Source organism: Nannocystis punicea, assembly GCF_026965555.1.
Classification (GTDB): Bacteria; Myxococcota_A; Polyangia; order Nannocystales; family Nannocystaceae; genus Nannocystis; species Nannocystis punicea.
In genome coordinates this window covers 7,211,518-7,236,006 of the sequence record NZ_CP114040.1, presented here as the reverse complement: position 1 = coordinate 7,236,006, position 24,489 = coordinate 7,211,518, and the positions used below count along the sequence as shown (strand labels likewise).

24 protein-coding genes are annotated in these 24,489 nt (G+C 71.8%); 15 read left to right on the top strand and 9 right to left on the bottom strand.

Going from position 1 to position 24,489, the window contains the following annotated elements; all coding sequences use genetic code 11:
* Window positions 1–195 precede the first annotated feature (195 nt).
* The 3 genes from O0S08_RS27845 to O0S08_RS27835 all read left to right on the top strand — a co-directional run bounded on the left by O0S08_RS27845 (window position 196) and on the right by O0S08_RS27835 (window position 2,007).
* Window positions 196–972 carry a DUF6892 domain-containing protein gene (locus O0S08_RS27845; RefSeq protein ID WP_269032359.1) on the top strand — a complete coding sequence of 259 codons (777 nt, stop codon included), beginning with the start codon at window positions 196–198 and terminating at the stop codon, window positions 970–972.
* A 167-nt stretch (window positions 973–1,139) separates the two neighbouring features.
* Window positions 1,140–1,625 carry a MarR family winged helix-turn-helix transcriptional regulator gene (locus O0S08_RS27840; protein ID WP_269032358.1) on the top strand — a complete coding sequence of 162 codons (486 nt, stop codon included), beginning with the start codon at window positions 1,140–1,142 and terminating at the stop codon, window positions 1,623–1,625.
* A 13-nt stretch (window positions 1,626–1,638) separates the two neighbouring features.
* A complete protein-coding gene (locus tag O0S08_RS27835; RefSeq protein ID WP_269032357.1) occupies window positions 1,639–2,007 on the top strand; it encodes a VOC family protein in 369 nt (122 codons plus the stop codon).
* Window positions 2,008–2,092: 85 nt separating this feature from the next.
* On the opposite strand, the gene O0S08_RS27830 is transcribed toward O0S08_RS27835, so the two are convergent.
* The 3 genes from O0S08_RS27830 to O0S08_RS27820 all read right to left on the bottom strand — a co-directional run bounded on the left by O0S08_RS27830 (window position 2,093) and on the right by O0S08_RS27820 (window position 4,991).
* Window positions 2,093–2,728, bottom strand: a complete 636-nt coding sequence (locus tag O0S08_RS27830; RefSeq protein ID WP_269032356.1) for a glutathione S-transferase family protein — start codon at window positions 2,726–2,728, stop codon at window positions 2,093–2,095.
* Window positions 2,729–2,917: 189 nt separating this feature from the next.
* A complete protein-coding gene (locus tag O0S08_RS27825; protein WP_269032355.1) occupies window positions 2,918–3,775 on the bottom strand; it encodes a lipoyl domain-containing protein in 858 nt (285 codons plus the stop codon).
* A complete protein-coding gene (locus O0S08_RS27820) occupies window positions 3,759–4,991 on the bottom strand; it encodes an SIR2 family NAD-dependent protein deacylase (RefSeq protein ID WP_269032354.1) in 1,233 nt (410 codons plus the stop codon). Before O0S08_RS27820 ends, O0S08_RS27825 begins: the two co-directional genes overlap by 17 nt.
* Before the next feature lie 352 nt (window positions 4,992–5,343).
* Here O0S08_RS27820 and O0S08_RS27815 point away from each other — a divergent pair, with 352 nt between their 5' ends.
* Window positions 5,344–5,970: a hypothetical protein gene (locus tag O0S08_RS27815; protein WP_269032353.1), complete on the top strand. Its 627-nt coding sequence runs from the start codon at window positions 5,344–5,346 to the stop codon at window positions 5,968–5,970.
* The gene (locus O0S08_RS27810; protein WP_269032352.1) at window positions 5,967–6,476 is read left to right on the top strand and encodes a hypothetical protein; all 510 of its coding nucleotides are present in this window, start codon (window positions 5,967–5,969) and stop codon (window positions 6,474–6,476) included. Before O0S08_RS27815 ends, O0S08_RS27810 begins: the two co-directional genes overlap by 4 nt.
* A 68-nt stretch (window positions 6,477–6,544) precedes the next feature.
* On the opposite strand, the gene O0S08_RS27805 is transcribed toward O0S08_RS27810, so the two are convergent.
* The gene (locus tag O0S08_RS27805) at window positions 6,545–7,663 is read right to left on the bottom strand and encodes an immunity protein Tsi6 family protein (RefSeq protein ID WP_269032351.1); all 1,119 of its coding nucleotides are present in this window, start codon (window positions 7,661–7,663) and stop codon (window positions 6,545–6,547) included.
* Window positions 7,664–7,666: 3 nt separating this feature from the next.
* A complete protein-coding gene (locus O0S08_RS27800; RefSeq protein WP_269032350.1) occupies window positions 7,667–8,662 on the bottom strand; it encodes a PAAR domain-containing protein in 996 nt (331 codons plus the stop codon).
* Between the two features lie 632 nt (window positions 8,663–9,294).
* On the opposite strand from O0S08_RS27800, the gene O0S08_RS27795 reads away from it, so the two are divergent.
* Both O0S08_RS27795 and O0S08_RS27790 read left to right on the top strand, forming a co-directional pair.
* Window positions 9,295–11,004 carry a serine/threonine-protein kinase gene (locus O0S08_RS27795; RefSeq protein ID WP_269032349.1) on the top strand — a complete coding sequence of 570 codons (1,710 nt, stop codon included), beginning with the start codon at window positions 9,295–9,297 and terminating at the stop codon, window positions 11,002–11,004.
* Window positions 11,005–11,465: 461 nt separating this feature from the next.
* A complete protein-coding gene (locus tag O0S08_RS27790; protein ID WP_269032348.1) occupies window positions 11,466–13,658 on the top strand; it encodes a hypothetical protein in 2,193 nt (730 codons plus the stop codon).
* 192 nt (window positions 13,659–13,850) lie between these two features.
* On the opposite strand, the gene O0S08_RS27785 is transcribed toward O0S08_RS27790, so the two are convergent.
* Entirely contained in the window at window positions 13,851–14,339 is a 489-nt protein-coding gene (locus O0S08_RS27785) for a hypothetical protein (RefSeq protein WP_269032347.1), read from the bottom strand.
* A gap of 468 nt (window positions 14,340–14,807) precedes the next feature.
* Here O0S08_RS27785 and O0S08_RS27780 point away from each other — a divergent pair, with 468 nt between their 5' ends.
* On the top strand, window positions 14,808–16,169 hold the full coding sequence (locus O0S08_RS27780; RefSeq protein WP_269032346.1) for a pesticin C-terminus-like muramidase: 1,362 nt from the start codon (window positions 14,808–14,810) through the stop codon (window positions 16,167–16,169).
* 152 nt (window positions 16,170–16,321) lie between these two features.
* Here O0S08_RS27780 and O0S08_RS27775 read toward each other — a convergent pair whose 3' ends face one another.
* Window positions 16,322–16,999 carry a TetR/AcrR family transcriptional regulator gene (locus O0S08_RS27775; protein WP_269032345.1) on the bottom strand — a complete coding sequence of 226 codons (678 nt, stop codon included), beginning with the start codon at window positions 16,997–16,999 and terminating at the stop codon, window positions 16,322–16,324.
* A 33-nt stretch (window positions 17,000–17,032) separates the two neighbouring features.
* Here O0S08_RS27775 and O0S08_RS27770 point away from each other — a divergent pair, with 33 nt between their 5' ends.
* From O0S08_RS27770 to O0S08_RS27760, 3 genes are all read left to right on the top strand, one after another.
* Window positions 17,033–17,800 (top strand): SDR family NAD(P)-dependent oxidoreductase, encoded by a 768-nt coding sequence (locus O0S08_RS27770; protein WP_269032344.1) that lies wholly within the window; start codon window positions 17,033–17,035, stop codon window positions 17,798–17,800.
* A gap of 66 nt (window positions 17,801–17,866) precedes the next feature.
* Window positions 17,867–18,673 (top strand): hypothetical protein, encoded by an 807-nt coding sequence (locus tag O0S08_RS27765; protein ID WP_269032343.1) that lies wholly within the window; start codon window positions 17,867–17,869, stop codon window positions 18,671–18,673.
* A gap of 27 nt (window positions 18,674–18,700) precedes the next feature.
* On the top strand, window positions 18,701–18,976 hold the full coding sequence (locus O0S08_RS27760) for a hypothetical protein (protein ID WP_269032342.1): 276 nt from the start codon (window positions 18,701–18,703) through the stop codon (window positions 18,974–18,976).
* A 46-nt stretch (window positions 18,977–19,022) separates the two neighbouring features.
* Here O0S08_RS27760 and O0S08_RS27755 read toward each other — a convergent pair whose 3' ends face one another.
* Entirely contained in the window at window positions 19,023–19,361 is a 339-nt protein-coding gene (locus O0S08_RS27755; RefSeq protein ID WP_269032341.1) for a hypothetical protein, read from the bottom strand.
* Between the two features lie 91 nt (window positions 19,362–19,452).
* On the opposite strand from O0S08_RS27755, the gene O0S08_RS27750 reads away from it, so the two are divergent.
* A complete protein-coding gene (locus tag O0S08_RS27750) occupies window positions 19,453–20,523 on the top strand; it encodes an outer membrane protein assembly factor BamB family protein (RefSeq protein ID WP_269032340.1) in 1,071 nt (356 codons plus the stop codon).
* A gap of 200 nt (window positions 20,524–20,723) precedes the next feature.
* Window positions 20,724–21,734, top strand: coding sequence for an alcohol dehydrogenase (locus tag O0S08_RS27745; RefSeq protein WP_269032339.1), 1,011 nt, complete (start codon window positions 20,724–20,726; stop codon window positions 21,732–21,734).
* Between the two features lie 40 nt (window positions 21,735–21,774).
* On the opposite strand, the gene O0S08_RS27740 is transcribed toward O0S08_RS27745, so the two are convergent.
* Window positions 21,775–22,506: a hypothetical protein gene (locus tag O0S08_RS27740; RefSeq protein WP_269032338.1), complete on the bottom strand. Its 732-nt coding sequence runs from the start codon at window positions 22,504–22,506 to the stop codon at window positions 21,775–21,777.
* An 85-nt stretch (window positions 22,507–22,591) separates the two neighbouring features.
* On the opposite strand from O0S08_RS27740, the gene O0S08_RS27735 reads away from it, so the two are divergent.
* Together O0S08_RS27735 and O0S08_RS27730 are read left to right on the top strand one after the other, a co-directional pair.
* Window positions 22,592–23,488 carry a hypothetical protein gene (locus O0S08_RS27735; RefSeq protein ID WP_269032337.1) on the top strand — a complete coding sequence of 299 codons (897 nt, stop codon included), beginning with the start codon at window positions 22,592–22,594 and terminating at the stop codon, window positions 23,486–23,488.
* Between the two features lie 318 nt (window positions 23,489–23,806).
* Complete coding sequence (locus O0S08_RS27730; protein ID WP_269032336.1) at window positions 23,807–24,457, top strand: hypothetical protein; 651 nt, start codon at window positions 23,807–23,809, stop codon at window positions 24,455–24,457.
* Window positions 24,458–24,489 lie beyond the last annotated feature (32 nt).

The following is a 24,489-nucleotide window of genomic DNA, read 5'->3' as shown; positions in this document are numbered from 1 at the left end:
CGAAGGACCTCGGGTACTGCCGAATCGATCATCGACATGTCCTCGAGGACAGGCGATTCGGAGACGAGGCCGTCGAGTCCCGGGCGAGGACGAGCGCACGGCCGCCTTCGACGGCCCGGTCGGTCCCCCGCCCGCCTGCATCCACCGCTTGCCGAGCCGCCCCGCGAGGTCCAGTCGTCGTGGTAGATCCCGACCATGACGACCCCACCCGAGTCGATCCGGCGCGCCGGGACGAACGTGCTCCGCGAATGGATGCCCGACCGGGTCTTGCGCCTCATGGTGTTGCAGCAATTGATCGACGCCGGTGAGGTCGAGCCGATCACCGCCGAGGCGGTGTACCCGGCGGTGCGCGGCGAGCCCTACGACGACTCGGCGGCGTACGGCCATCGATTCAACGAGGACATCGCGGCGTACATCGACGGCACGCCGGTCGACGAGGCGATGCTGGCGAAGGTGACGCGGTTGCCCACGGATCCGGCTGCGGACCTCGTGTTCGTGATCTGGCCGCACTTCGACGGTGAGAGCGACGAGTTCGATGTCACCGATCTGTCCGGCCTCGATCGCCTGCCCGCGCTCGCGGAGCTGTTCGTCGAGGTCCGCCGCGAGGCCGACCTCGCCGTCGTGGCGCGTTGCGCCGACCTGACCGCAGCGTCGCTGGACTGCCGTGTGCCCCTCGACCTCTCCACGCTGGCCGCGGCGTGCAGGCTGCGGACGCTGGAGCTGCTGCACGCCGAGAACGTCGGCGACCTCGCCTCGCTGCGCGCGCTGCCGGAGCTGGCCACGCTTCGTCTCCACGGCGATCCGCAGGCGCTCGATCTGCGGCCCCTGCTCGACATGCCCGCGCTCACCTCGTTCGCGCTGCTGCGCACGGCGTTCGCCGAGGGCACGAATCCGTCCGCGCTGGCGTTCGGCGACAACGCGATGGTCCTCGCCGCCCTGTTCGCCCGCGGCATCGCGGTGGAGACGCGCTGAGGCAGTCGGCCCGGGCCGCGCGCGCGCCTCTCGAACTCGAACGGCGGCGAGACGACGAGCGCGAGCACGTGGCGGGCGCGTGGGCGCGGGCAGACAGCGCGCCGGCCGGTCCGGGTTCGAGGATGCGTCGAACCAGCCCGGGAGCGCGTCACCTTGACAAATGGTTCATGCGCGTGAATCATGTGTTCACGCAAACCATGGCCAGCCCCGAGGAGCCCGTCAACGCCCGCCTGGGTGCCCTGCTCGAGGCGTTCATGAACCGGGTCGCCCATCCCCGCGGGCGCGCGCTGGCGTTCTTGAACAAGTCGTCGGTCACCGTCGATCAGGCGATCCTCATGGACCACGCGCGGACCTGGCCCGGCAGCACCCCGACCAGCCTGGCGGCGAGGATGAACCTGTCGCTGCCCTCGATCAGCCAGATGATCGAGCGGCTGGCGCGGCTCGGCCTGCTCCGGCGCACCGAAGATCCCGCCGACCGCCGCCGCAAGACGATCGCGGTCACGCCGAAGGCCAGGCGGTTCCTCCGCGAGCTGCAGGCGGTCCGCTCGCAGGAGTTCTCGGCCGGCGCGGCGGCGCTGTCGCCTGCCACCCAGAAGCAGCTCGTCGCGGCGCTCGCTCGAGCGCTGACCGAGCTCGACGACGCCAACGATTAGAAGGAGCCCCGCGATGATTCAGCTCGACCACCTGGCCGTCGACGCGCGCGACGTCGCCGCCTCGGCGCGATTCCTGGCCGACATCCTCGGCCTCGCGGACCCGGTGCCCGAGGGCGAGGACGACGACATGTACCGCGTCGACCTCGACCACGGCGTGTTCGTCCTGCTCTCGCCGGCGAGCGAGCCGCGCTTCTCACACGTCGCGTTCCGCGTGGATGCGGCCCGCTTCGCAACGATCGTCGGCCGCCTGCGCGCGCGTGGGGTCGCGTTCGGGAACGATCACGACGACACCCACAACCACAGGACCGACGACCTCCTCGGCGGCGCGGGCCGCCTCTATTTCCACGACGCCAACGGCCACCTGTGGGAGGTCACCTGCTGACCGGGACAGCTCCGCCGCCTGCACGCGTGGGCCACGGGTTGCGCGTCGTGAGGTCGTAGCGAGCGGCTCGCGACGAGCTCGCGAGTCATGTCGGCGGAGCGTCGAATCGATACTCCGTGCGCTGCGCGGACGGCCGGGCCGCGAAGCCCTCCGTGAAGCGTGCGAGCGAGGGATACGGCTCGACGGGCAGGGTGCTGCGGAACGAGAGGTGGTCGACGACGCAGAACAGCGAGGCCTCGAACAGGCTCAGGTCGCGCGGCGAGGGGAGCGCGTCCAGAACGATCGCCAGGCGGTCGTCGAGCCAGCGCAGCGCGCCCTCGAAGCCCTGCCGCGCCTTGGTGAAGTAGAGGTTGTCGACCGGGAGCTCGCACACGACAGGGCCGAACACGAGCTGCACCTGCGCGGCCATGCAGTGCCGGACGAGCTCGTGGGCGTTGCGCGCGAGGTCGGAGCGAAGCTCCTCGGGCCACACGACGCGCCGGCCCGGGTCGGCGAGCTCCGCGAGCGCGCGGCAGATGTTCTCGGCGCCGAAGACGAGCGAGCCGCCCCTGCGCAGCGTCGGCAGTTTCAGGGCAGGATTACCGGCGTAGAGCTCGGGGTCGACGACTGTCATGTCGTGGATCGGCACCAGCTCGAACGGGACACCGAGCTCGTGCGCGAAGATCCGCGTCAATCGGGTGAAGTGTGAGCTGCTACGACCGATGATCTGTACGTCACTCATGTCGATTCGACCGCCCGGCCAGGAAAATTACCACCGGGTCGCGGCCGGCCACAGACACAGTTCCGGTCGCGCCGGGCCGGCGATCTGTGCGGTCTCCGGGTCGTCGCGCAGCGAGGTTCGCTCCGGAGCTGTCAGGTCCGCTCGAGCTTCGGCGCGAGCATCACGACGGCATCGCCGCGGAGACCGTCATCACACCACGCCGACCTGCTCCGCGAGCACGTGCGAGAAGCGCAGCAGCGGGCCGAGAGCGACGGTCGTGTCTGCGGTGATCGCCAGCGTCGAGATCGGCCGCACCGCCACGGCGGCGCCGACGACCGAGGGCTGCGGCGTCGGCGGGCCGGCGAAGATCGTCAGCCCGGCACGCAGGCGCGGGCCCGGCAGCACGAGCGGCGGCGCGGGCGGCTCGATGCGGACCAGCTGCAGCGTCGCGTGGGCGCCGTCGCCGTCGCCGATCCGCGTTCCGGTCCGCAGCGCGGCGAGGACCTGCTCCGGCGAGGCGTCGGGCGGGACATCGATCTGCACCCAGCGCACGCCGCCAGCCTGGACGTCGCCGCACGCGATCCGCAGGCCAGGCTCCGCGAGGAAGGGGGCGAGCGTGCGCTCCAACAGCGCCGGCGTGGCGGTCAGGGCGCGCAGGGCGGCGACGCACAGCAGCGCCATCTCGGCGGCAGGCACCTCCGCGCGGTCCTCGGCGAGTCGGCGGGCGCGGGCGAGCAGGTGCTCGACGTCGCAGGGCTGCTGCGCTCCGGTGAAGGCCGGAAATTGCGGGGCGTCGCGCTGCGATGCGGGCGTCGGGAGCGGCCACAGCTCGTACAGCGGCGCGTCCGGCGGCAACTCGTCGTCGTCCGCCGCGAACAGCCGCCCGACCACTCCGGCGCGGGGGACGGTCAGCTCGGCGACGATCTTGCTGAGCTCGACCTCGAGGATGGGTTCATCGGCCTTGACGACGTCGCCGGTGTGACGGAGGAAGCGGACCCGCCCCGAAGAGTCTTGCTCGAGCGAGGGCAGGCGAACGAGCAGCGGTCGGTCCTCAGGATCCTGCGTCATGTCCTCGCTCCGATGGTTCGAGCGCCCGGGCGACCTCCGGCAGGAGATCCTCCGCGGCGCCGGGGACGTGGTGCACGCGCACGGCCGCGGCCAGGCGCGACGGTCGACGCTTCAGCTCGACGATCCGCGCCCCGGCCCGCGCGGCGACGAGCGGCAGCTCGCGCGCCGGTGAGACGTCCATGGCGCAGCCGATCACGAGCAGCAGATCGGCCGCGGCCACCTGCGCCCGCGCGGCTGCGATCGCCGCGGCCGGGACGCGCTCGCCGAACAGCACGACCTCCGGCCGGAACACGCCGCCGCAGTCGCAGCGCGGGGGCAGGGGACGGCCGGCGGCCGCGAGCGCCTGCGACGTCTCGCCCGCGCGCCCGCAGCCGAGGCAACGCGTCCGCGACAGGCTCCCGTGCAGCTCGATCACCGGCGTCGCCGGCCCGGCGGCGGCTGCCGCCGACTGGTGCAGGTCGTCGACGTTCTGCGTGACGATCGCGGCGAGGCCGGGGAGGCGCGCGAGCGCGTGATGGCCGGCGTTCGCGGGATGCGGGTCGTCGCCCCAGAACGCGCGGATCACCGCCCACAGGGTCGCTGGATCCTCGCGGAAGCGGGCGATGCTGACCGCGTCGTCTCGCGTGAATCGCTGCCACAATTGCTTGCGGGTCTGCAGCCCGCTCGCCGCCGACATGCCGGCGCCGGTCAGCGCGACGATCCGCGACGACGTGCGGAGCGCCGCGGTCAGCTCCGCGATCGACCACGTCACGCGCCCGCACGCGGGAGGGAGCCCCCTCGGCGGGTCCACGGGCGTGCGCGGGGACGGCAGCGGCGTCGCGCAGCGCGACCACGAGAGGGCCGCTCCGGCCTCGTCGAGCTCGCGCGCCTGCTGAAACGCCTGCAGCCACTGCAGGTCGTCGAGCGGCGGCGAGGCGTCTGGGGCAGTGGCTGCCGCGAAGTGGGCGCGCGCGGCCGCCGGCTGCCCGCGTTGCACGAGGTTGACCGCCAGGGCCGCGTGCGCCGCGGCGTCGCGGGGTGCGAGCGCCAGGGCTCGCCGGTAACGCGAAGCGGCGCGCTCGAGGTCCCCGCGCAGGTGGTCGATCGAGCCCGACAGCACCCATGCGCGCGGATCGGCGGGTGCTGCAGCGACGGCGGCGTCGGCAGCCTCGGCGGCCTCCGCGAGCTCGCCGCGGCTGCGAGCCGCCGCGGCCCGCTCGATCGCCGACGTCTCCACCTCCCGGGATTGTCGCCGCGGAGCGCCGCGCGCACAAGCGTGACGACGAGCCAAAAGCGCGCTCGATCCCCGCCAGTCGCATGGCTTCGGGCCCGCTCGGCCCACGCGGTCCTCGCGACCCGGCGTGGGCGGCGATCTGCGTGAGGGCGAACAGCTCCGCCATGCCGCGCGCTCGCATCGAGCTCGACGATCCGTTCGCGCCGTCGCTGGCGATCGTCGGCCTGGACGCGCACACCTCGAGCGGCGTCTCTCGGTGTTCTCGATTGTACAGCCCGGCGAACCAGCGCTGTGAAGAAATGGCGAATTGTCGGCAGTGCGGGCGGACTCTACCCTCGCGGGTGGAGTACTGACGATGAATCTCGGTAACCTTCGCTTTCGTGCATATCATCGGGCTGCCGCGCTCGCAGTGACCGGGCTGCTCGCCTGTGACAGTCCCGAACCGTCCACCACCGCGACCGAGAGTTCGACCGCGGCCCCGGGCTCGTCGACCGACGAATCTGGCGGGCAGACCACGAGCGGAGCGAGCCAGGACACCACGGGGACGGGCGCACCGACGAGCGGGTCGAGCCAGGACAGCACGGAGACCGGCGCGCCGACCTCCACCACCACCGACGCGAGCACCACGGACACCGGCGCCGCCGCGCCGAGCTTCACCGAGGTCTACGAGTCGATCTTCATGGCGAGCGGCTGTCTCGCCGGGTACTGCCACGGCAACATGGCGGGCGAGCTGTTGATGACCGACGAGGCCACCGCGTATGCCAACCTGGTCGAGGTCGAGGCGTCGCAGGCCGCCTGCGGCCTGAGCGTGCGCGTGGTCCCCGGCGCGCCGGAGCAGAGCGTCCTGTGGCGCCGCGTCCGGCCGATCGCCCTCGACGAGGGCGACATGTGCGCGACCAAGATGCCGTCAGGTTCGATGGGCCTCGGGGAGGCCGACGCGCAGCTGGTCCACGACTGGATCGCCGGGGGAGCGCTCGAGTGAGGCGGCTGGCGCTCTCGCTCGGGCTCGCGGCGCTCGCTTGCGACGGCGCAGAGCTCGTGCCGGCGCACGTGGAGGCGGCGCAGCGCGTCGAGCCCGGGCGTGCGGAGGTGCCGGCCGAGCCCGCCGCGATCGGCGGCTGGCTGCATGCGGCCGGCTACCGCGGCTGGGCGGCGCAGTCGGGCGTGCACGCGACCAGCGAGCACGGCGGCGCGCGGGTGTTCTTCAACGAGGTGCTGGCCGCGTCGATGCGCGCGGGCGCGGGCGAGCACCCGATCGGGTCCGCGGCGGTGCGCGAGCTCTACGAGGCCGATCTGGCGACGCTGCGCGGCTTCGCGGTGATGCTCAAGCTGCGCGCGTCGGGGCCGGGCGGCGAGGGCTGGTTGTGGTACGAGCAATTCGGGACGGGCGCGGACGCGAAGCCCCTGGTCGCCGGGACAGGCGAGCGCGGCTGCGTCGGGTGCCACGACGCGGGCCTCGACTTCGTGCATCCGCCCGAGCCCGGCTGACCGGCGATCGCCCGCCGTGATCGTGGCGACCGGCGAGGCGAGACACATGTCTATTCGGACATGGACGATCAGCCAGCCGCGAGGACGGCCAGCGTGTCCGACGATTCGTAGTAGACGGCGTCGAGCGCCCGCAGCAGCGCGGCCCGCTGCTCGCGCGAGAACACCGGCTCGAGCGACTTCAGGACCCGGGGGTCGTAGAAGCGGAAGAACACGCGGTCCGCCTCGCCCTCGACCTCGACCATCAAGAACTGTCGCAGGTGGCGCCGCACCGCCTCGAGCGGCTTCTTGCTGACGAGGAACACGCCCCACGCGTCGCCCCAGCCCTCATGGACGACGCGCTCGAGCAGTCGAGAGTCGCTGCGCAGGTGGACCAGGTACGGCGCCACGTCGTCGAAGGCGCGGCCGCGTTCGCCGTCGAACAGCGAGGCGTAGGGGTCGACGCTCTCCTCGATGAGCTGGAGAGCCCGCTCGGAGCGCGCGGCGTCGACGACCGCGTAGAGGGTGCCCGCGTCGCACGGGACGCGAAGCTGGGCGAGGGCGGCCAGGCCCGCCTCGCTCGGCGTGACCGGCCCGGGCGGCGGCGTGTAGTCCTCGACGAGGAAGCGGAAGCTCGTGCGGCCGGCCGTCATCCACCCGCGGTTGGCCAGCTCGCCGACGAAGCACGGCTCGCCGTCGACGGTGATCCGGTGCGGGTCGAGGGCCTGCACGTGGGCGCACACGCCGTCCCACACGATCTGGAAGTGCGGCGAGCCGCCGGCATCGGCGTAGACCACGAAGTCGGCCCGCGCGGTGCCCACGGTGCGCGGCACTCCCGGCTCGAGGATCAGCTTGTGGTAGCTCTCGCGGCCCGACCACACCTGCAAGATCCCGCGACGCATCACCGCGGGGCCGGGCGGGAGCAGGTGATAGCGGGCGAACGTGTAGTCGAGCTCGCCGAGCGCGTCGGCGTATTCGGGGTCGAGCTCGCCGAACTCGCGGAGGCCGAGCGGACCGAGGTTGGTGCGCGTGCGATCGTCGGGGTGCGGGATGCGGCCGCGGGCGGTGGTCCGGGCCATGAACTCGAGCTGGGTGGCGATCGACTGCAGCACGGGCCAGCGCGATGGGTCGAGCGCGCGGGTGTGGGCGCGGGCCTCGGCGAGCACCTCCGCGAAGGCGTCGCGGGACGTGATCCGCATCAGGTCGGACACGCGTCAGCCCCCCATCGGCGGGTGAAAGCTCTTGGGGATCATGACCTGCGTGGCGCCGCCCTTGCAGTACACGGGATCCGCGAGCGACCAGTCGTCGACGATGCCGGCGGCGGTGCTCTGGAGGCCGAGGGCGGGCTCGTCGAACGTGACCTCGCGCGGCTCGCGGACGACGGGCGGCGGGCTCGGCTTACCGTCGACGAGGGCATAGGCCGTCGACGAGCAGCCGACCTCCTCGGGCGTGATCGACGGGTCGAGCGTGAAGTACTGGCCGGTCCCGGCGCCCGGGATGCTGCGTTGAAACAGGGTCTGCTTGCTGAACGAGCGCACCGAGACGGGCTTGCTCAGATCGATGCCCTTGATGTGCGAGAGGATCTGGCTCGGCTTGATCTTGGCGGGCGCGTGCGCGGAGTAGAACTGATAGGCGACGGCGTAGCGGGCCTGCACGCGCAGCTCCCCGAGGCCGTCGCCCTCGTCCTCCTGGCCGGCGAGCTCGTGCTTCGAGACGTCGAGGTCGGCGAAGGCGTCGCGGCCGCTGCGGGCGCCGGGCGGCGGCTCGTCGTCGTCGAGGGTCGCGCTGCCCGGCTCGGACGCGACCGGCTCGGCGGAGTCGTCGTAGGTGTCGACGCCGACGCGTTGCCGCTCGCACTCCTCGCAGAAGGGCGTGCCGCGGCGGGCGGCGACGCGGAGCGCGAAGCTCTGCGGGGTGTCGCCGATGATCACGGTCGGGCAGCCGGCCGTGATCAAATCGCCGGAGGCGTGCACCGCGGGATCGGTGCGGCGCGCGGCCTGGCGGTGATTGATCAGCACGGTCGCCGAGCCCTGCTTGATCTTGTCGCTCGGACCGACCGGGAAGCACACGACGCGATCGTCCTTCCGCGCCGCCGGGAGGAAGCCGACGATCACGTCGGCGCTGCCCGAATAGATCGGCCCGCCGACGTGCGGGACGGGCCCGTCTTTCGGGCACTTGTGATAGTCGCTGATCCGGGCAGCTTCGGGCATGGCAACTACTTCTGCGGGTTCGTGGCAGCCTAACAGAAGACGCGGAGGGCGACATACGAACGGCGATGTGGACATGGGACACATCGTGCGTTCCGCGGTCCGCGGATGCGCCCGCGACGAGAGCGCGTGCGCGCTTTCGTCGGCGACAATGGACAGACGCGGGTCATCACGGGCATGATGGCCGGTACGCCGTGTCCGGTTCGTTCTCCCCGCGCGTCGGTGACCGCGTCCGCGAACGCTTCGAGCTGATGGCGCCCTTGCGCGAGGGCGGACCGACGCAGGTGTTCCTCGCCGTCGATCACCAGGTCGGACGCGAGGTGGAGCTCCTGCTGTTCGACCCGGCCTGCGTCCGGGCGGACACGTGGAGCGCGTTCGCTCGAGCGATCCGCGCGGCGGCCGCGGCCAAGATCCCGGGCCTGGTGTTGCCCCGAGGCTTGACTGAGCCCGCCCCCGTGCCGCCGTATTGCGCGACGGACGTGCAAGCCGCGTCCAGCCTGGCGCGGCTGGTCGAACGCGGCCCCACGCCCTGGGAGCGCGCGCTGACCCTGTGCGAGCGCGTCGCGGCGATCGTCGAGCGCGCGCACGCGGCGACGGGCGCGGCCCACCGCGCGCTGACGCCGTGGCGCTGCGTCGTGACCGGGCGCGACGAGGTGCGGGTGCTCGACTACGGGGTCATCGAGGTGACGGGCGTCGAGGACTCGCCGTACAGCGCACCGGAGCAGCAGCGCGGCGGCGGCGATCTGCGGAGCGATGGTTGGGCGATCGGGGTGTTGCTGTGTGAACTGATCACGGGCCAGCGCGCCGGCGATGAACCGCCCCGGGTGGACGCGATCGCCGACCTCCGCCAGGGCGTCCGCGACCTGGTCCACAAGGCGCTGGCCGCCGATCCTGGGCAGCGGTACGCCGATCTGGCGGCGATGCGGGCGGCGATGTGCGGGCTGCTCGGGATCGAGTACGTCGCGGTCCAGCCCGCGGCGCCGCCGGCTTCGCGTTCGCCGAAAGCGGCGGCGCGCGTCGACCCGTCGCCCGCCGGCGCGGAGCCGCCGTTGCACGGCGGCGGGACGGAGCCGAAGCAGCGCGACGTACGGCGCGACACGGCGCCTCCGCCGGCGCGCCGGACGATGCCGCCGCCCGCGTCACCGTCGGCGCCTGCGCCTCGCTCAGCGATGCCTGCGTCCGCCTCGCCGCCGCCCCTGCTGCCTCCACTGGAGGGGACGCAAGTGCTCGCGCTCGATTCGGTCGCGCAGGCACCTGCGCGCACGCACAGGACGGGCGCGCAGGTGCCCGTCCCGGCGAGCGACGGGACGCAAGTGCTCGCGCTCGATTCGCTCGCGCAGGCACCGGCCGGGCGCACGCACAGGACGGGCGCGCAGGTGCCTGTTCCGGCGAGCGACGGGACGCAGGTGCTCGCGCTCGATTCGCTCGCGCAGGCGGCCCCGGCAGGGCGCAAGCAGAAGACGGGCGCGCAGGTGCCTGTTCCGGCGAGCGACGGGACGCAAGTGCTCGCGCTCGATTCGGTCGCGCAGGCCCCGGCAGCGCGCAAGCAGAAGACGGGCGCGCAGGTGGCTGTTCCGGCGAGCGACGGGACGCAAGTGCTCGCGCTCGATTCGGTCGCGCAGGCACCGGCAGCGCGCAAGCAGAGGACGGGCGCGCAGGTCCCCGTCCCGGCGGGAGACAGGACCGAAGTGGTCGCGCTCGATTCGATCGTGCAGGCGGCCCAGGCTGCGCGCACGCACAGGACTGGCGCGCAGGCCCCCGTCCCGGCAGCGAGCGACAGGACGGGAGTGACTTCGCGGCGAGCGGTGAACGGCGCCCCTGCCGCCGCCGCCGGCGCCCGCTCCGGCACCGGGTCGCAGCGGGCCCTCGCGCGTCCGGAGCCGTCGTTCGCGGCCGAGCCGCCGACCGACTCGACGGTCGTCGCGCGCTCACCCCTGCCTCCGCCGAGCTCGCGGCCTCCGGCCGCCATGAATGGCGTCACCCAACAGGCCGCGCGTGGATCGAGCCCGTCGCCCGCGATGTCGACATTCGTCGGACCGCGGTCCGTCGCCGACTCGACGATGATCCTGCAGGCGCCCGAGCTCCTCGTGCGACCGAGCGAGCCGGATCGCACGGTGATCTGGCGGCCGCCGGACGCGCCTGAAGACGAGGCGGAGCCGCTGCCCTCGCGGGTCGAGCCGGAGCTGCCGCGGCACGATCAGACCATGATCCTCGCGCCGGAGCCCGTCCCGCCGAAGGCACCGCGGCTCGCCGCGGCCGCAGGATGGCCGCTTCGGACCAAGTTACTCGTCGTCAACGTCGCGCTCGCAGTGGTCATCCTGGTCGGCGTGATCGTCGCGACATGAGGCGGTGACTCGCCCGTGACTCGCCCCGCGCGCGGCGCCGGCGAGTGGCTTCGCGCGTCGCTGCGTGGACCTCTGCGCATGCTCGCAAGCGCTCGGCGACTCCGGGCGATGTGACACGCCTGCAAGGACGAATGCCGGCCCGTGAACCGGCTATGTTCAGTGCATCGTCGTCCGCGCCTCCGGGCGGGCCGGGCCACGCGTCGGTAATCGTATGAGTCCTCGATCCGCGCGCAGGCGAGGGCCCCGCGGGCGATCCGAGGGGTTTCACGCGGCGCCCCGACGTCGAGCGGCCGTCCGACACGCGTACGGCAGTTCGGCCGCAAACGTCCCCGGGGTCGCGCCGGCGACGCGACGCGCGGGCTCGTCGTGACGTCCTTGCCGGAGGCAACCGTGTTACAGTGCGCCACTGTGTACTCGGTGATGCTTCCGCTCCTGCGCGGCCACCGAGGCGAGGGACCACCTTGAGCACCGCAAAGGTCATCGGGTTGAACATCCGCAAGGAGGCGTCGGGCCGGAGCGCCAAGCTCGGCCTGCTGCCCCGCGGCGCACGGATCGAGCTCGGCGAACGCTCGAAGGACGGCAAGTGGGCGCGGATCGGGAAGGTGGTGTCCGGCCAGATCGCCCCGGTGCAGCAGAACGGCGCCGTCGATCCCGCGGCCGCCACCGGCTGGGTGTTCATCGGCGAGCTCGATCAAGGCGCCGCCCAGCCCGAGGCGTTCGACGAGGTCGTCGCCCCGGCCAAGCCGGTCGCGATGTCGGCCGGCGAGTTCGTCGGATACATCGGCGAATATCAACAGCACGTCGACGCGCTGCAGGCCCCGGTCCGTGGCCGTCGTCCGCTGCTCCACCTCGAGGTCTTCACCGGCGAGGACGTCCCGGCCTTCATCGAGAAGTGCCGGCAATACGCGAAGACGCTGCCGGCCGGCAGCGGGACCCTGTTCGTCGTCGAGAAGGGCGCGAAGCTGGTCCAGCCCGCGCAGCCGAACGGCGAGATCGGGGCGAACGACGGGGTGGTGCCGGTCGAGAGCAAGGCCACCGGCGCGTGGGCGCAGGTCAAGCGCGGGACCACCCAGGTGATGGATCGCGGCAAGCTCGGCGACTACAACAGCGCGAGCAAGACCTACAAGAGCGGCGCGGTCTTCACCGGCTGGTTCGTGGGCGCGCAGGACGGCCAGCGGACGCAGGACGAGGCCGAGTCGAAGCGCCTCGGCTACCAGCGACGCGAGGTGATGATACCGTCGGGCCAGCCGCTGTGGGTGGAGCGCGCCGCGCTCGACGCCCGCGCGAAGGCGTGCGTGCCGCTGAAGACGTGGAGCGAGTATCCGCTGCGGGTGGCCAACGCCGGCGATCCGCCGGTCACCCTCACCCGGGTGATGTCGAAGACGGAGCTCGAGCGCACGCCGGCGAACGGACGGGCCACCGACCCCGACGGCAACCGCTGGTGGCGCGTCTCGGCGCGGCGCGACCCCGACTCGAGCGGCAACACCACGGCGGTCGGCTGGGCCTGTGAAAAGGGCCACGACAAGGTGTCGTGGCAATCGCCGTGGGCCTGGCCGGGCTTCGAATTCGTCGAGGAGGGGGAGATCGAGCCGGTCGATCAGTGGTCGACGATGCTCTACCGCATGGGCATGGCGAACGACGAGGAGCTGACCGACTTCAAGATGCGCGCCGACAAGGTCGACAAGAGCGCGCTGCTGCAGAAGCTCTACGAGCTGATCGACACCAACAAGAACTGGATCTTCGAGCCCCACGAGCTGCGCGCGGCGATGCGGCAGCCGCTGCTGGCGCAGGCGCTGAGCCGGATCATCAGCCGCTACGAGAGCGAGTGGGGCGGCGAGGACGCCAAGTGGGACGCCCTGGATCCGCTGGTCCTCGACGGCAAGCCGGAGTGGCAGGCCGAGAAGCTGCGGATCAAGGGGCTGCGGTGGTGGCCGCAGGTGGCCGCCAAGGTGAAGGACTTCCCGAGCAGCCCGCTGGCCTTCCACATCCATCCGATCGGCCTCATCGAGAACTTCTACTCCCAGCCCAGCAGCACCGCCGCCAGCACGGACACCGGCGGGGCGCGGGAGAAGAGCGGCGTGCAGTGGGTCAGCCGCTTCATGCCCAGCGCGGCCATCTCCGACCTCAAGGATCCGTTCCGCACGAGCGTCACGAACTTCTTCAACGCCCTCGCCACGGCGGGCGTGGCGAGGAACATCAACACGACGCTGCGCCCGCCGCAGCGCTCCTATTTGATGTACTACGCCCGCGAGGTCTCGACGGGGCGGATCGCGCCCGACAAGGTGCCCGCATTCGTCCCCCAGGACGGCGACGCGCCGGTCAACATCGACTGGGCGCACCTCGACAGCGCGGGCAAGCCGAACCTCACGGCCGCCAAGCAGGCGGCGAAGGAGATGGACGCGAAGTACGGGGCCGCCGGCGCGATCGGCATGGCCTACAGGTCGAATCACAACAAGGGCCAGGCGATCGACGTCAGCTTCACGCCGGGGTGGGGCATCGGCAAGAGCGTGGTCGACGCCAACGGCAAGACCGTGGCGATCAAATCGAAGCAGGACCTGCTCAACGTCGGCGCGTCCTACGGCGTCTACCACTGGACCTACCACGGCGCGAAGTCCAAGTCCGACGAGCCGCACTGGTCGCTGACCGGGAACTGACCGCCACCGTTCTCACGACGAGAACCTGGCGCAAGGGGCAGGTCCGACGAGCCGCACGGGTCGCTGACCGGGAACCGATCCGGGCGCGCTCACGACAAGAGCATGTCCCGAAGGCCAGGTCCGGCGGGCGCCGCGTTCACGACGATTCCATGTCCTGAAGGCCAGGTCCGGCGGAGCGACCCGGCGCCGCGCTCACGACGAGAACATGTAGAGCCGGCGGGCGATGGCCCGCGGGCATCGCCCGATCGGGTCGCCGACCTGCGCTCGATTGCTGAACTCCTCGTCGGCCGCGGGGGTCGCCTTCGTCTGGGCAGGGGACTTCTCGCCGTCGCCGGAGTCCTGCGCCGCGGCCTCCTCGCACAGCCGATCCATCACCTCGGTGGCGTTCTTGGAGTTCACCTTGGCGAGCAGCTCGGCGGCCCACGTGAGCTTCGGATCGACGTCGAACTGGTCGCCGAGCACTGCGGCCAGCTCGAGGAAGCGGCTGACGTCTTTCTCGGACGTGATCTGATGCGCCGCCGCCCGCTCGATGCCCGCCTTGACCTTGCCGAGGAGCTCCGCGCCGTTCATGCCCGCGATGGAAGGGAGCTGCTCGCTCAGCCGCCGTACCATGGTCGCCTGGAAGTCACGGGCGCCGGCCTCGGCGAGCTGGGACATCTGTTGCTTGACGAACTTGAGCATGGCTGCCGGGCGTCAGCCTCCATTTCTATCACCTCCTCGGCGCTCGCGCGACCGGACTGCGCACGCCCGACGAACGAGAGTTCGCGCTGACGAACGTCGGGTCGACGGGCTCGACTGCTTCGCTCGCGGGCGCGCGAGGCGTCGCCGGCGCAGCCCGCGAGGTGCTCTACGGGGCAGGCCCATGCGTCGCTGAGTGCGTCGCCCTCGACGTCGATTCGTGCGGGGGTCGAGGTCATCGTTGTGGGACGTCGTGCGCTTCGCTCCCGTGCGTGTCGCCAGGGCGCGTGCGCACGCGAGCGTCGGGCGTCTGTCCGGCGGGTCGAGCGAGACATCCGCCGACGGAGCGGCCGCCTTGCGCCGCCCTGGGCGCGTCGATATCCTCGCTCATGAGATCGCGCGTCGGAGCGGCGCGAGCGATCGGCGGCGGGTGGCGGGATGGCGACCAAAGAGTTCCCTGATTATTGCGAGTTGACATTCCGGACCGAGGGCGGCCCGACGGCGGCCGTCCTCAAGGCGCACTGGCCGGGAGGCGTGTCGGGCGTGACCATCGGCCCCGGCTACGACATGGGCCAGCGAAGCGCCGCGTCGATCCGGGCGGACCTCGAGGCCGCGGGCCTCCCGCAGACCAGCATCGACAAGCTCGTGGGGGCCGCCGGCAAGACCAGCACGAACGCCCGCGACTGGGTGAACGCGCACGCCAGCGAGGTCCCGCTGCTGACCCGCGAGCAGTCGATGACGCTCTTCACCCACGTGTACCCGGTGTACGTCGGATACACGAAGAGCATCATCAAGTCGTGGGGCGGCAACTGGGACGCCTACCCGCAGAAGATGAAAGAGGTGCTGGTCGACCTGCGGTTCCGCGGCGACCTCTCCGATCGGCACAAGCCCCGCCTGTTGCCGTCGATCACCGCCGCCGACTACCCCGCCTTCCGCGCGGTGATCCAGGACCTCAAGTACTGGGTGGACAACACCAACCTCAAGAACGCGAAGGACGGCAGCATCAACCAGCGGATCACCGCGCGCAGCGATTGGTTGAACGGGGAGGCCGCGGCCCCGACCGCGGCCTGGGTGTTCCCGTTCCCGGACAACGGAGGCAAGGACGTCCAGGACGGCGGCTACTACATGGGCTCGCCGTCGCTGACCGCGGCGGCCCTCCCGAAGGCGGACGACGGCTTTTATCCGATCGGCGCGAGCGGCATCTGGCACGGCGGGATCCACTTCGACGCCGGGACGGGGACCCAGCTCAAGCAGGTCGACGGCGTCCGCTGCATCAAGGACGGCGAGGTCGTCGCATACCTCGTCAACCAGAAATACAAGGAGATCGCGTTCCCGGCGGAGGACAAGAAGGCGCTGTATTCGTCCGGATTCACGTTGATCCGGCACAAGCTCGAATGTCCGGGGGCGCCGCCCGCCCAGTCGACCGCGCCTGCCACGACCACCCCCGCCCAGGCCCCACCGCCCTCCGCGCCCGTCACGCCCACGCCCACGCCCAGGCCCGTCACGCCCACGCCCGCGCCCGCCAACCAGGCCCCCGCCAAGCCGCCTCCGCCTGCACAAAACACGGCCCCCGCGAAGAAGCCGCCTCCGCCCGCACAGCCGGCCGCGCCCGCCAAGCCGACCCTGACCTTCTACAGCCTCTACATGCATCAACTCGACTACGAGGGGTATCAAAGCGACGCCCAGCGCAAGCGCCCCAAATATTGGGGGCCCTCGAAGGAATACGTGGTCGGGGAGAAGGCCAAGGATCAGCAGGAGGACGGGCCGGAGCCGGCCGAGCCGGAGCTGCTCGGGGACTGCGACGAAATGGCCTGCTATCCGGAGGCGGACTGAGGACATTCGCGATTCTCTGCACTGCTGCCGCAGGAGCGGGGATGCGAGAGATCCGCGGGGCGCAGCGACAGCGCGTCGCGGAGCGCTGACCCGGGATCGATCGCAGCGACCCACCCCGCTCCGCGGCTCCCTCGGTCACTGCGGGTCGGTGCTCAGCGGACGCTGCGCCAGGCGAGGTCGGGGAGGGCGGTGCGCATCCATCGGGGGTCGACGCTGCCGGGCGACGACAGGTAGAGGCGACAGGCCTGGTGGACCGGGCCGAGCAGGACCACGTCGAGCATCACCTCGGGAGCTCGCGCTCTGGGGAATACGCCGAGCCCGGTGAAGTGGGCGGTCAGGTCGGCCTTGAGCGCGGCCTTGTGGGCGCGGAGGGCCGCGCGGTGCTCGCCGTCCAGCTCGAGCGCGAGCGCCTGGTACATGAACCGGGCCTCCGCCTCGTGCCCCAGCACCCAGTCGACGTGCGCCTCGACCAGCGTCCGCACGGCGGTGCGCGGGGTCCGAGTCGTGAGCACGCGGGGACCGACCGAGTCGTGGAGGCGCTGGAACGTGCGGGCCAACAGCGCCGCGACCAGGGCCGGGAGATCCTTGAACAGGTGGTAGACGCTCGAAGGGCTGGCGCCGGCGGCCTTGCGGATGTCCTCGATCCCCGTGCGCATGAGGCCGTGCTGCTCGAAGCAGCGCAGCGCCGCGTCGAGCAGCGCCTCCCGGCGGGCCGCGCCGGTCTGTCGCGTGACGGCCATCGCGGCCCTGTCGTAGCCCAGCCGGCCGCGCTTGACCAGGTCCCGGATCGAGTGGAATTTTTTTCCAATAATTGTGGAATTAAATTCCAACGCGAGTAGCCTGAGCGGCGACGGAGGTGACTCATGCAGCTGGGGCTTTCACGACGGGTCGCGCTGGTGACCGGGGGTTCGCAGGGGATCGGCCGGGCGGTGGCGCTGCAGCTGGCAGCGGAGGGGGTGCGGGTGGCGCTGACGTTCCACAGCGAGCGGGCGCGGGCGGAGCAGTTGGTGCGGGAGATCGAGCAGGCCGGCGGCGAGGCGCTGGCGATCGAGATGGACCTGGCGTCGCTCGACTCGGTGCGGGCGGCGGTGGCCGTCGCGCGCGAGCGGTTCGGCAGCGTCGACATCCTGGTCAACAACGCGGTCCGCTGGAGCGACAAGCTGCCGTGGGAGGCGCCACGCTTCGAGGACGTCGCCGAGGCCGAGTGGCAGGGGATCGTGCATGCGAACGTGGATGGGGCGATCGCGGCGATCCAGGCGGTGCTGCCGGGGATGCGGGGACGCGGCTGGGGCCGGATCGTCAGCGTGTCGTCCGGCGTGGCGCTCGACGGGGTCGTGGGCGCAGCGGCCTACGGCGCGGCGAAGGCGGCGTTCCACGGCCTCACGGCCTGCCTGGCGCGGGAAGTCGGGCCGCACGGGGTGCTGATCAACGTGGTCGTGCCAGGGTTCACGGTGACGGAGAAGATGAGCGCCCTGACGACGCCCGAGGTCCGGGAGCAGCGCGGGAAGGCGTACCCGGTCGGGCGCCTTCTGCCGCCGGAAGAGGTGGCGCCGACGATCGTGTTCCTGTGCTCCGCGGCGAACACTGCGGTCACCGGCGAGGTGGTGCGCGCGAGCGGAGGCCGGCCGTAGCCGCGTCGGTCCGCGTGCCCGTTCGCAGCGGGTGCCCGGCGGGCGGGTCGGCCTATACTCCGCAGCGTGACTTCCTCGCCGAGTCCCAGACACGTGCACCGGCTCGCCGCGGTCGTGTGGCTGACCTTGAGCGTGGCGGCGCTGGCCAGCCTCGCCCGCGGAGGTTACGCGATCGGGCTCGACTTCGAGGGCGGCGCGACGCTGGGGTTGGTGCCGAACGACGACGACGGCCGCTGCGATCCGCGAGCCGTCGACGCAGTGATGCGGGCGCGGCACGGTGCCCTGGCGTACGAGCTGCAAACGGCGGGCAATCGCTGCCGGCTGAGCTTCACCGGGCTGACCGACGAGCCCACCGTCGACGCGGTCGCGCGCACGCTGCTGGCGGAGCACGCGGCGCCGCTCGCCGTCGAGGAGCGGTTCGTGATCGCACCGGCCTTCGCGCCGGTCCTCGGCCGTCCGACCGCGCTCGGCCTCGGCGCGGCGGCGACGCTGCTGTGGGGCGCGACGCTCGTGAATCGCGTGCGTGCGATCGCGGTGGTAGGCGCGGCGGTCACGACTCTGGTCGTCGGCCTCGCGTGGGTGCTGGGGCTCGGCAGCACGCTCGGTCGCGCGTCGTACCTCGCGGCGCTGTGGTTCGTGCCGGCGATCACCACCCTGACCGCGACGTCGGGCCGCCCGCGGTTCCGGCGCGGCCTCGTCGGCCTGCTCCTGTTCGCGGGCCTCGTCATCGCCGCGGCGGTCGTGCAGACGCTCGAGGTCCGCGCGTCCAGCGAGCTCGTGTGGGTCCGCGCCGGGGCCCGCCTGGCGCTGACGATTTTCGTCCCGGCCGTCGCTCTCGCGTTGCTGGCGATCTGGTCCGGGCGCGAGGAGTAGGCGCGCTCGCTGCATGTCTCTTGGAGCATGTACTATCAATCCATCGTCCTGGTCGTCGGTGTTATCATTGGCGTCCTTGGGTTCGACAGGCTCGGCCTCGACGACGAGCCTGTGCGTATCCCCGGGGTCTCGCAGCGTCCGTCGATCCCTGGACAGAAGGCCGCGCAGACCATCATCGCGGAGATGGGTGTCGACATGAGTCGCTTCCGCTCGGCCGGCCATCGGCGCTCCCGGGCAATGGACGAGCTCGGTTCACCGCGAAGTGAGGCACGGCACGCAGGCGGCGCGCCGATTCGTGAATAGGCACCGGATGCCGTCGTCCGCCGGCGACTCCTCGGAGGCTCATGCGCTACGCGATCTCGATCTTGGCGACCTTGTGCACGACCGCCTGTCCCGCCACTCCGGACGGCAGCGATACCGATGGCCTGCCGACGACGACGAATGTGTCGACCACGGGCATGGGCATGGACGGCGGGACGACGACCGAGACATCACCGACCACCGGTACCCCGGTCACTGCCACCGAGACCGACGCCGCGACCGAGACCGGCGCCGTCACCGAGAGCACCGCGACCGGAACCGCCGATTCGTCGGCGGGCGACGCTTCGAGCGGCGACGCGTCGAGCAGCGACGCTTCGAGCGACGGCTCGTCGTCGGGCGAAACCGAGGAGCCCTCGCTGGTCGGCACGCTCGGGGAGGGGGACGAGCCGTGCGTCGGCGGCGATGGCCGCAGCTGGACCACGTTCGGACGATGCAACGCGCGCACCAACCGTAGCCTCGTGCTCAGCGCGCAGACGGGCGAGGACGTCGAGCTCATGCGAATCGACGCCGACTTCGCGGCGGACTCGGCGATGGCGCAGCCGGTGTTCGGGCCCGACGGCACCGCGTACGTGACCAACGTGTGGCTCACTGCCATCGCCCCGGATTGGAGCGAGCTCTTCACCGTGGAGACCGACGTGAGCGCCGTGGTCGCGCCCGACGGGACGTTCTACACCGCGTTGACAAGCACCTACGACACCATGCCCGAGGTCCACGCGCGCGACCCGGAGGGCTCGGTGCTCTGGATGCGCGACCTGACCGGCGCACCCTGGCCGCCGATGGTGCTCACCGACGGCACCCTGCTGTTTCTCGGCCACCGCAGCGAGACCGACGATCTGGCGCTGCAGGCGCTCGAACCGACGACCGGCGCCGACGTGTGGTCGTACTCGTTCGGTCCGGGCGACATCCTCGACCGCGGCTCGCTGCTCGCCTCGAGCACCGACGAGGTCTACGTGCGCACGCGCCTGGGTCAGCTGTTCGCCATCGACGCGACCACGCACGAGCCGCTGTGGAGCACGATGGAGAGGTTCTCGGAGGTGGCGCTCGACGAGGCCGGCGGCCGCCTGGTCACCCGGCGAGGCATCCAGGAAGGGAACTACAGCTACGTCGAGATCGGCAAGGTCGACGTCGCCACCGGAGCGTACGCGCCGGTCACGAAGTTCCCGGTCATGTGCGGTGGATGCTCCCCGAGCGCGTTTGCGCTGGCGAAGGACGGCTGGGTGCATTTCTCGTACGTCGGCTCGCTGTTCGGCCTGAACCTCGACGATCCCGACGCGACGTGGGAGCTGGAGACGAGCAGCACGGACGCGCCGGTCATCGGCGGCGACGGGACGATCTACGTGGCCGCCCACCGCGACCAGCAGAACGTCGTGACCGCGGTCCATGCCGACGGCACGCTGCGCTGGACCAGCGTGCTCGAGGACGCCGTCGAACCGTCGTCGTGGGCGGGCACGTACACCAGCATCGATCCCCAGGGTCGCCTGATCGTGGCCTTCGCCACCAACGAGACGGTGTATCGCGTGAACCACTGAGCACGCCGCGCAGGCGGACGAACGAGCCGCCGCGTCGCGAGCAAGAGGCTGGGCTCGCTGCGGCTGGCGATCCGCGAGGATTTGCGAGGCCCGTCGGCGGCGGGTGAGGATCCGGGGGGCGCCGGAGGGCGTCCGGGACGATCTGCCGGGGGATGTCCCGCCCCTTGCGGGAAGCGGCGAGGTCGACGATCGTCGCGGGCATGTCGACGATGCGTGCCCTTCAGGTCAGCAAGCCCAACGGTCCCCTCGAGCTCGTGCAGCGGGAGATCCCGACGCCGGGGCCGCGCTGGGTCCGGGTGAAGGTCGAGGCGTGCGGTGTGTGCCACAGCGACGCGTTCACCCGCAGCGGGGGGTACCCGGGGCTGGTGCTGCCGCGGGTGCCGGGGCACGAGATCGCGGGGCGGATCGACGCGGTCGGGGCCGAGGTGACTGCGTGGAAGGTCGGCGACCGGGTGGGGGTGGGCTGGCACGGCGGGCATTGCTTCGAGTGCGATTCGTGCCGGCGCGGGCTGTTTATCAATTGTGTGAAGGCGAAGGTCACGGGCATCTCGCACGACGGCGGGTACGCGGAATACGCGGTGGTGCCGTCGGAGTCGGTGGCGCGCATCCCGGAGGAGTTGTCGGCGGTCGACGCGGGGCCGCTGCTGTGCGCGGGGGTGACGACCTACAATTCGCTGCGCAACAGCGGGGCGCGTCCGGGGGCGACGGTGGCGGTGCAGGGCATCGGCGGGCTCGGGCACCTGGCGATCCAGTACGCGGCGCGCATGGGCTTTCGGACCGTGGCGATCTCGCGCGGCGCGGACAAGGCCGCGCTGGCGCGCGAGCTGGGCGCGCACGAGTACATCGATACGGCGGCGGTCGACGCGGCGGAGGGGCTGCAGAAGCTCGGCGGGGCCGACCTGGTGCTGGCGACCGCGCCGAGCAGCGCGGCGATGGAGGGCACGGTCGGCGGGCTCAAGCCGCGCGGCAAGCTGCTGATCGTGGCGGCGGCGTTCGAGCCGTTGAAGGTGTCGGCGATGGGGCTGCTGAGCGGGAAGACGATCGCGGGCTGGCCGAGCGGCAGCGCGATCGACTCGGAGGATACGATGGCCTTCAGCGCGCTGACGAACGTGCGCCCGCGGGTCGAGACGTACAAGCTCGAGCAGGCGGAGGCGGCGTTCGCCAGCATGATGGAGGGGCGCGCCCGGTTCCGGGCGGTGCTCGTGCCGTGAGCCGGTGAGCGCGGCGACTCATGCGAGCGAACTGCCACCATCAGCGCGACGCGTGCCCGGTGGGGGCGCGCGCCTTTGTCGGGACGATCGAGGTGCGGCCTTCCCACGCGCCGTACTCGCCGATGCAGGTGAAGCGCAGCGTCGTGAACTCGACGTGGAAGTCCTTGCGGCGTCGCTCGACCATCGCCGTGGCGTGGCGCTCGGGGGCCGCGATCGCGCCGCGGCCGTGGACCATGTCGGTCATCTCGCGCGCGGAGTGCCACACGGTGAAGGTCGAGATCGTCCGCCACGGTCGCGTGGCCGCCAGCGCGAGCGTGGTCCCCGGGTGATCCCGCACCAGGCGCTCGACCGGGAGGCCCCAGCGGATGAAGCGAGGGACCTGCAGCAGCTTCATGCGCGCGACGGTCACGGCGACGACCGGCGCGTCGGGATCGGTCTCGCCGGCGACGGCGGGCAGGTCGTCGAACGCGGCGACGTGACCCCATCGTCGGAGGAACCGCAGGCGTACGTGCCAGCCCGCCGCGAGCGCGCGACCGAGGCGCGTGCGCTGCAGGAACTCGTCGATCGCCGACTCGTCCTCCCACGCGGCGATCATCGCAAGGCGACGGAGCTGCCACCTCGCGGGCGAGAACAGCGGAGCGCCGAGGCGCATCGGCGTCATGCACTCGGCGTGATGAAGCCCGGCGACCGTGGCCGACGTGGGCGGGCGGACGAGGGCTGCCACCGTGGTCACGAGCCCCGGCTTCGCGAGGTGGAAGGTGTGCACGACCATGGGCCCACGGTAGCGCGACGCGAATCTCGGGCAAGTGCGCGGCTCGCCTCGTGACAGCGTCGCCGTCGGCGGCTAAGGTGGGCGCGTGGTCTGGCTCGGCGAGCGGCGCGGCGACCTGGTCGACTGGGTGACCCAGCGCTGGGTGCAAGTCACGGGGCGGCGCGTCGCGCTCGCGGACGCGCCGTGGCTCGCGGGGCCGTGGGGATCGGTGAACGGGATCGGCGCTGACTTCTTCGCGCGATGGGGCGAGTCGAACGGCATGCGCGTGCTGCCGCCCGGTCCGGACGACGGTCTCGTCGACGGGCTCGCCGTGCTCGCGGGACCAGGCTTCGATCCGCAGGCGGTGGATCCGAAGATCCACGACTTCTACACCCATACCGCGGCGTACGACCTGCGGATCGAGAGCCGCTGGTCGGGTCCGTTCCGCGCGGTCGGTTGGTTGATCGCGCGGATGTTCGCGCGCCGGCTCGCGCAGCTCAACATGCCGCTGTCGAACCGCGAGCTCCGCGGCGGATTCGAGAGCCGGATCGTGCGACTCGTCGACGATACGGGGCAGGTGCGCCACACCGCGTGGGTACGAACGGCGGTGGAGACCGGCCGCCCCGCGTTCGTCGGCGAGTACGGCACCACGACCATCCCCGGCCATGCGGGGCCGTGCATCAAGGTGGTCTTTCCGCTGCCCAACGGCAACGCGATCATCGTGCTGCGGCCACGGGTCGACCCGAACGCCGGGCTGTCGCTCGTCAGCGACGGCCGTCGCTTCGGCGATCCGGGCTTCTACTTCACCGTGCTCGCCGAGCCCGGCGAAGTGTGGGTCCGCTGGGTGCGAACGATGAAAGAACAGCTGAGCCTGCAGGTCGAAGGCGACGCGATCGCGGCCTCCCACCGCTTCATGGTGTTCGGCCTGCCGTTCCTCGAGCTGCGCTACGAGATCGCTCGCAAGTCCGAGGGCCACGGAGACCGCGTCTCCGTCGCGGGGTAATGACCGACTCGGGCCCACGCGCCCGTTAGCGACCTTCTCGGCGCGTATCGCGGTGCCCGAACACGTACGGCAGGCCGATGCCGACACCGCGCTCGAGACCAGCGCGTGCGAGTGAGGCGGCCGATGATTGGGCCGGCACGGGGCCGGCACGGTGCCGTCGTCGTGCCGGCACCGGCGCTCGCGACATCCTCGTGGCCGTCGAGAAATCGAGGGCGGCGCGCGCTCGAGCGAATCCGACGAGTGGCACGCGGATTGCTGGTGTGGGGGGCAGGCGCGAGCACGGGATGGACCCGGCCGCGATCCTCGGAGTCTTTTGCCATGACACTGTCCCGCCGTCTGGTTTGTTTGTTCGTCCCCGCGGTCCTGCTCGCCGCTGCCGCCCCGCTGCAGGCGTTTCAGCTCGATCCGGGGTTCAAGCTCTATTCCGTCTACGAGCTGACCGTCAGCGACGGGATCGTCAGCCACTCGGCGGCGACCCTGTCGGCGAAGACCGCCTTCTCGGGCTACCTCGGCGGCAAGGAGCACTGGAGCTTGCCCGCCGGCTTCATCGCCGCGATCGACGCCGCCTCACCGGGGGCGACGCTGCGGATCGACGGCTCGGCGGGCTCGCAGGAGCTGCCGTCGGGCGCGGTGCCGGGCTTCCCGGTGGCGGGGGCGCTGGCGGAGTTCACCATGCCGGCCTACCTCTCGAGCTGGACGTGGGCGCCCGTCAACGCCGCGCCGCCCGCCGCCTTCTACCGCTCCGGCAGTACCACCGACAACGTCGGCATCGCCTTCGACCTGTCGCCGCCGACCGGCACCCGGACCCACTGGACGGGGAGCATCACCTGGTACGTGCTGACCGGCTCGGCGCCCTCGGGTTATCCGATCGCGGCCGGCTCCGACACGACCTTCACCCTGCGCAACGCCCCGCCAGCGGCGCGCGATCATGCCTGGTACAGCGTGACCCTGACGCCGACGACGCTGTGACGTCGCGTCGAGCCGGCCCGCGAGCGGCGAAT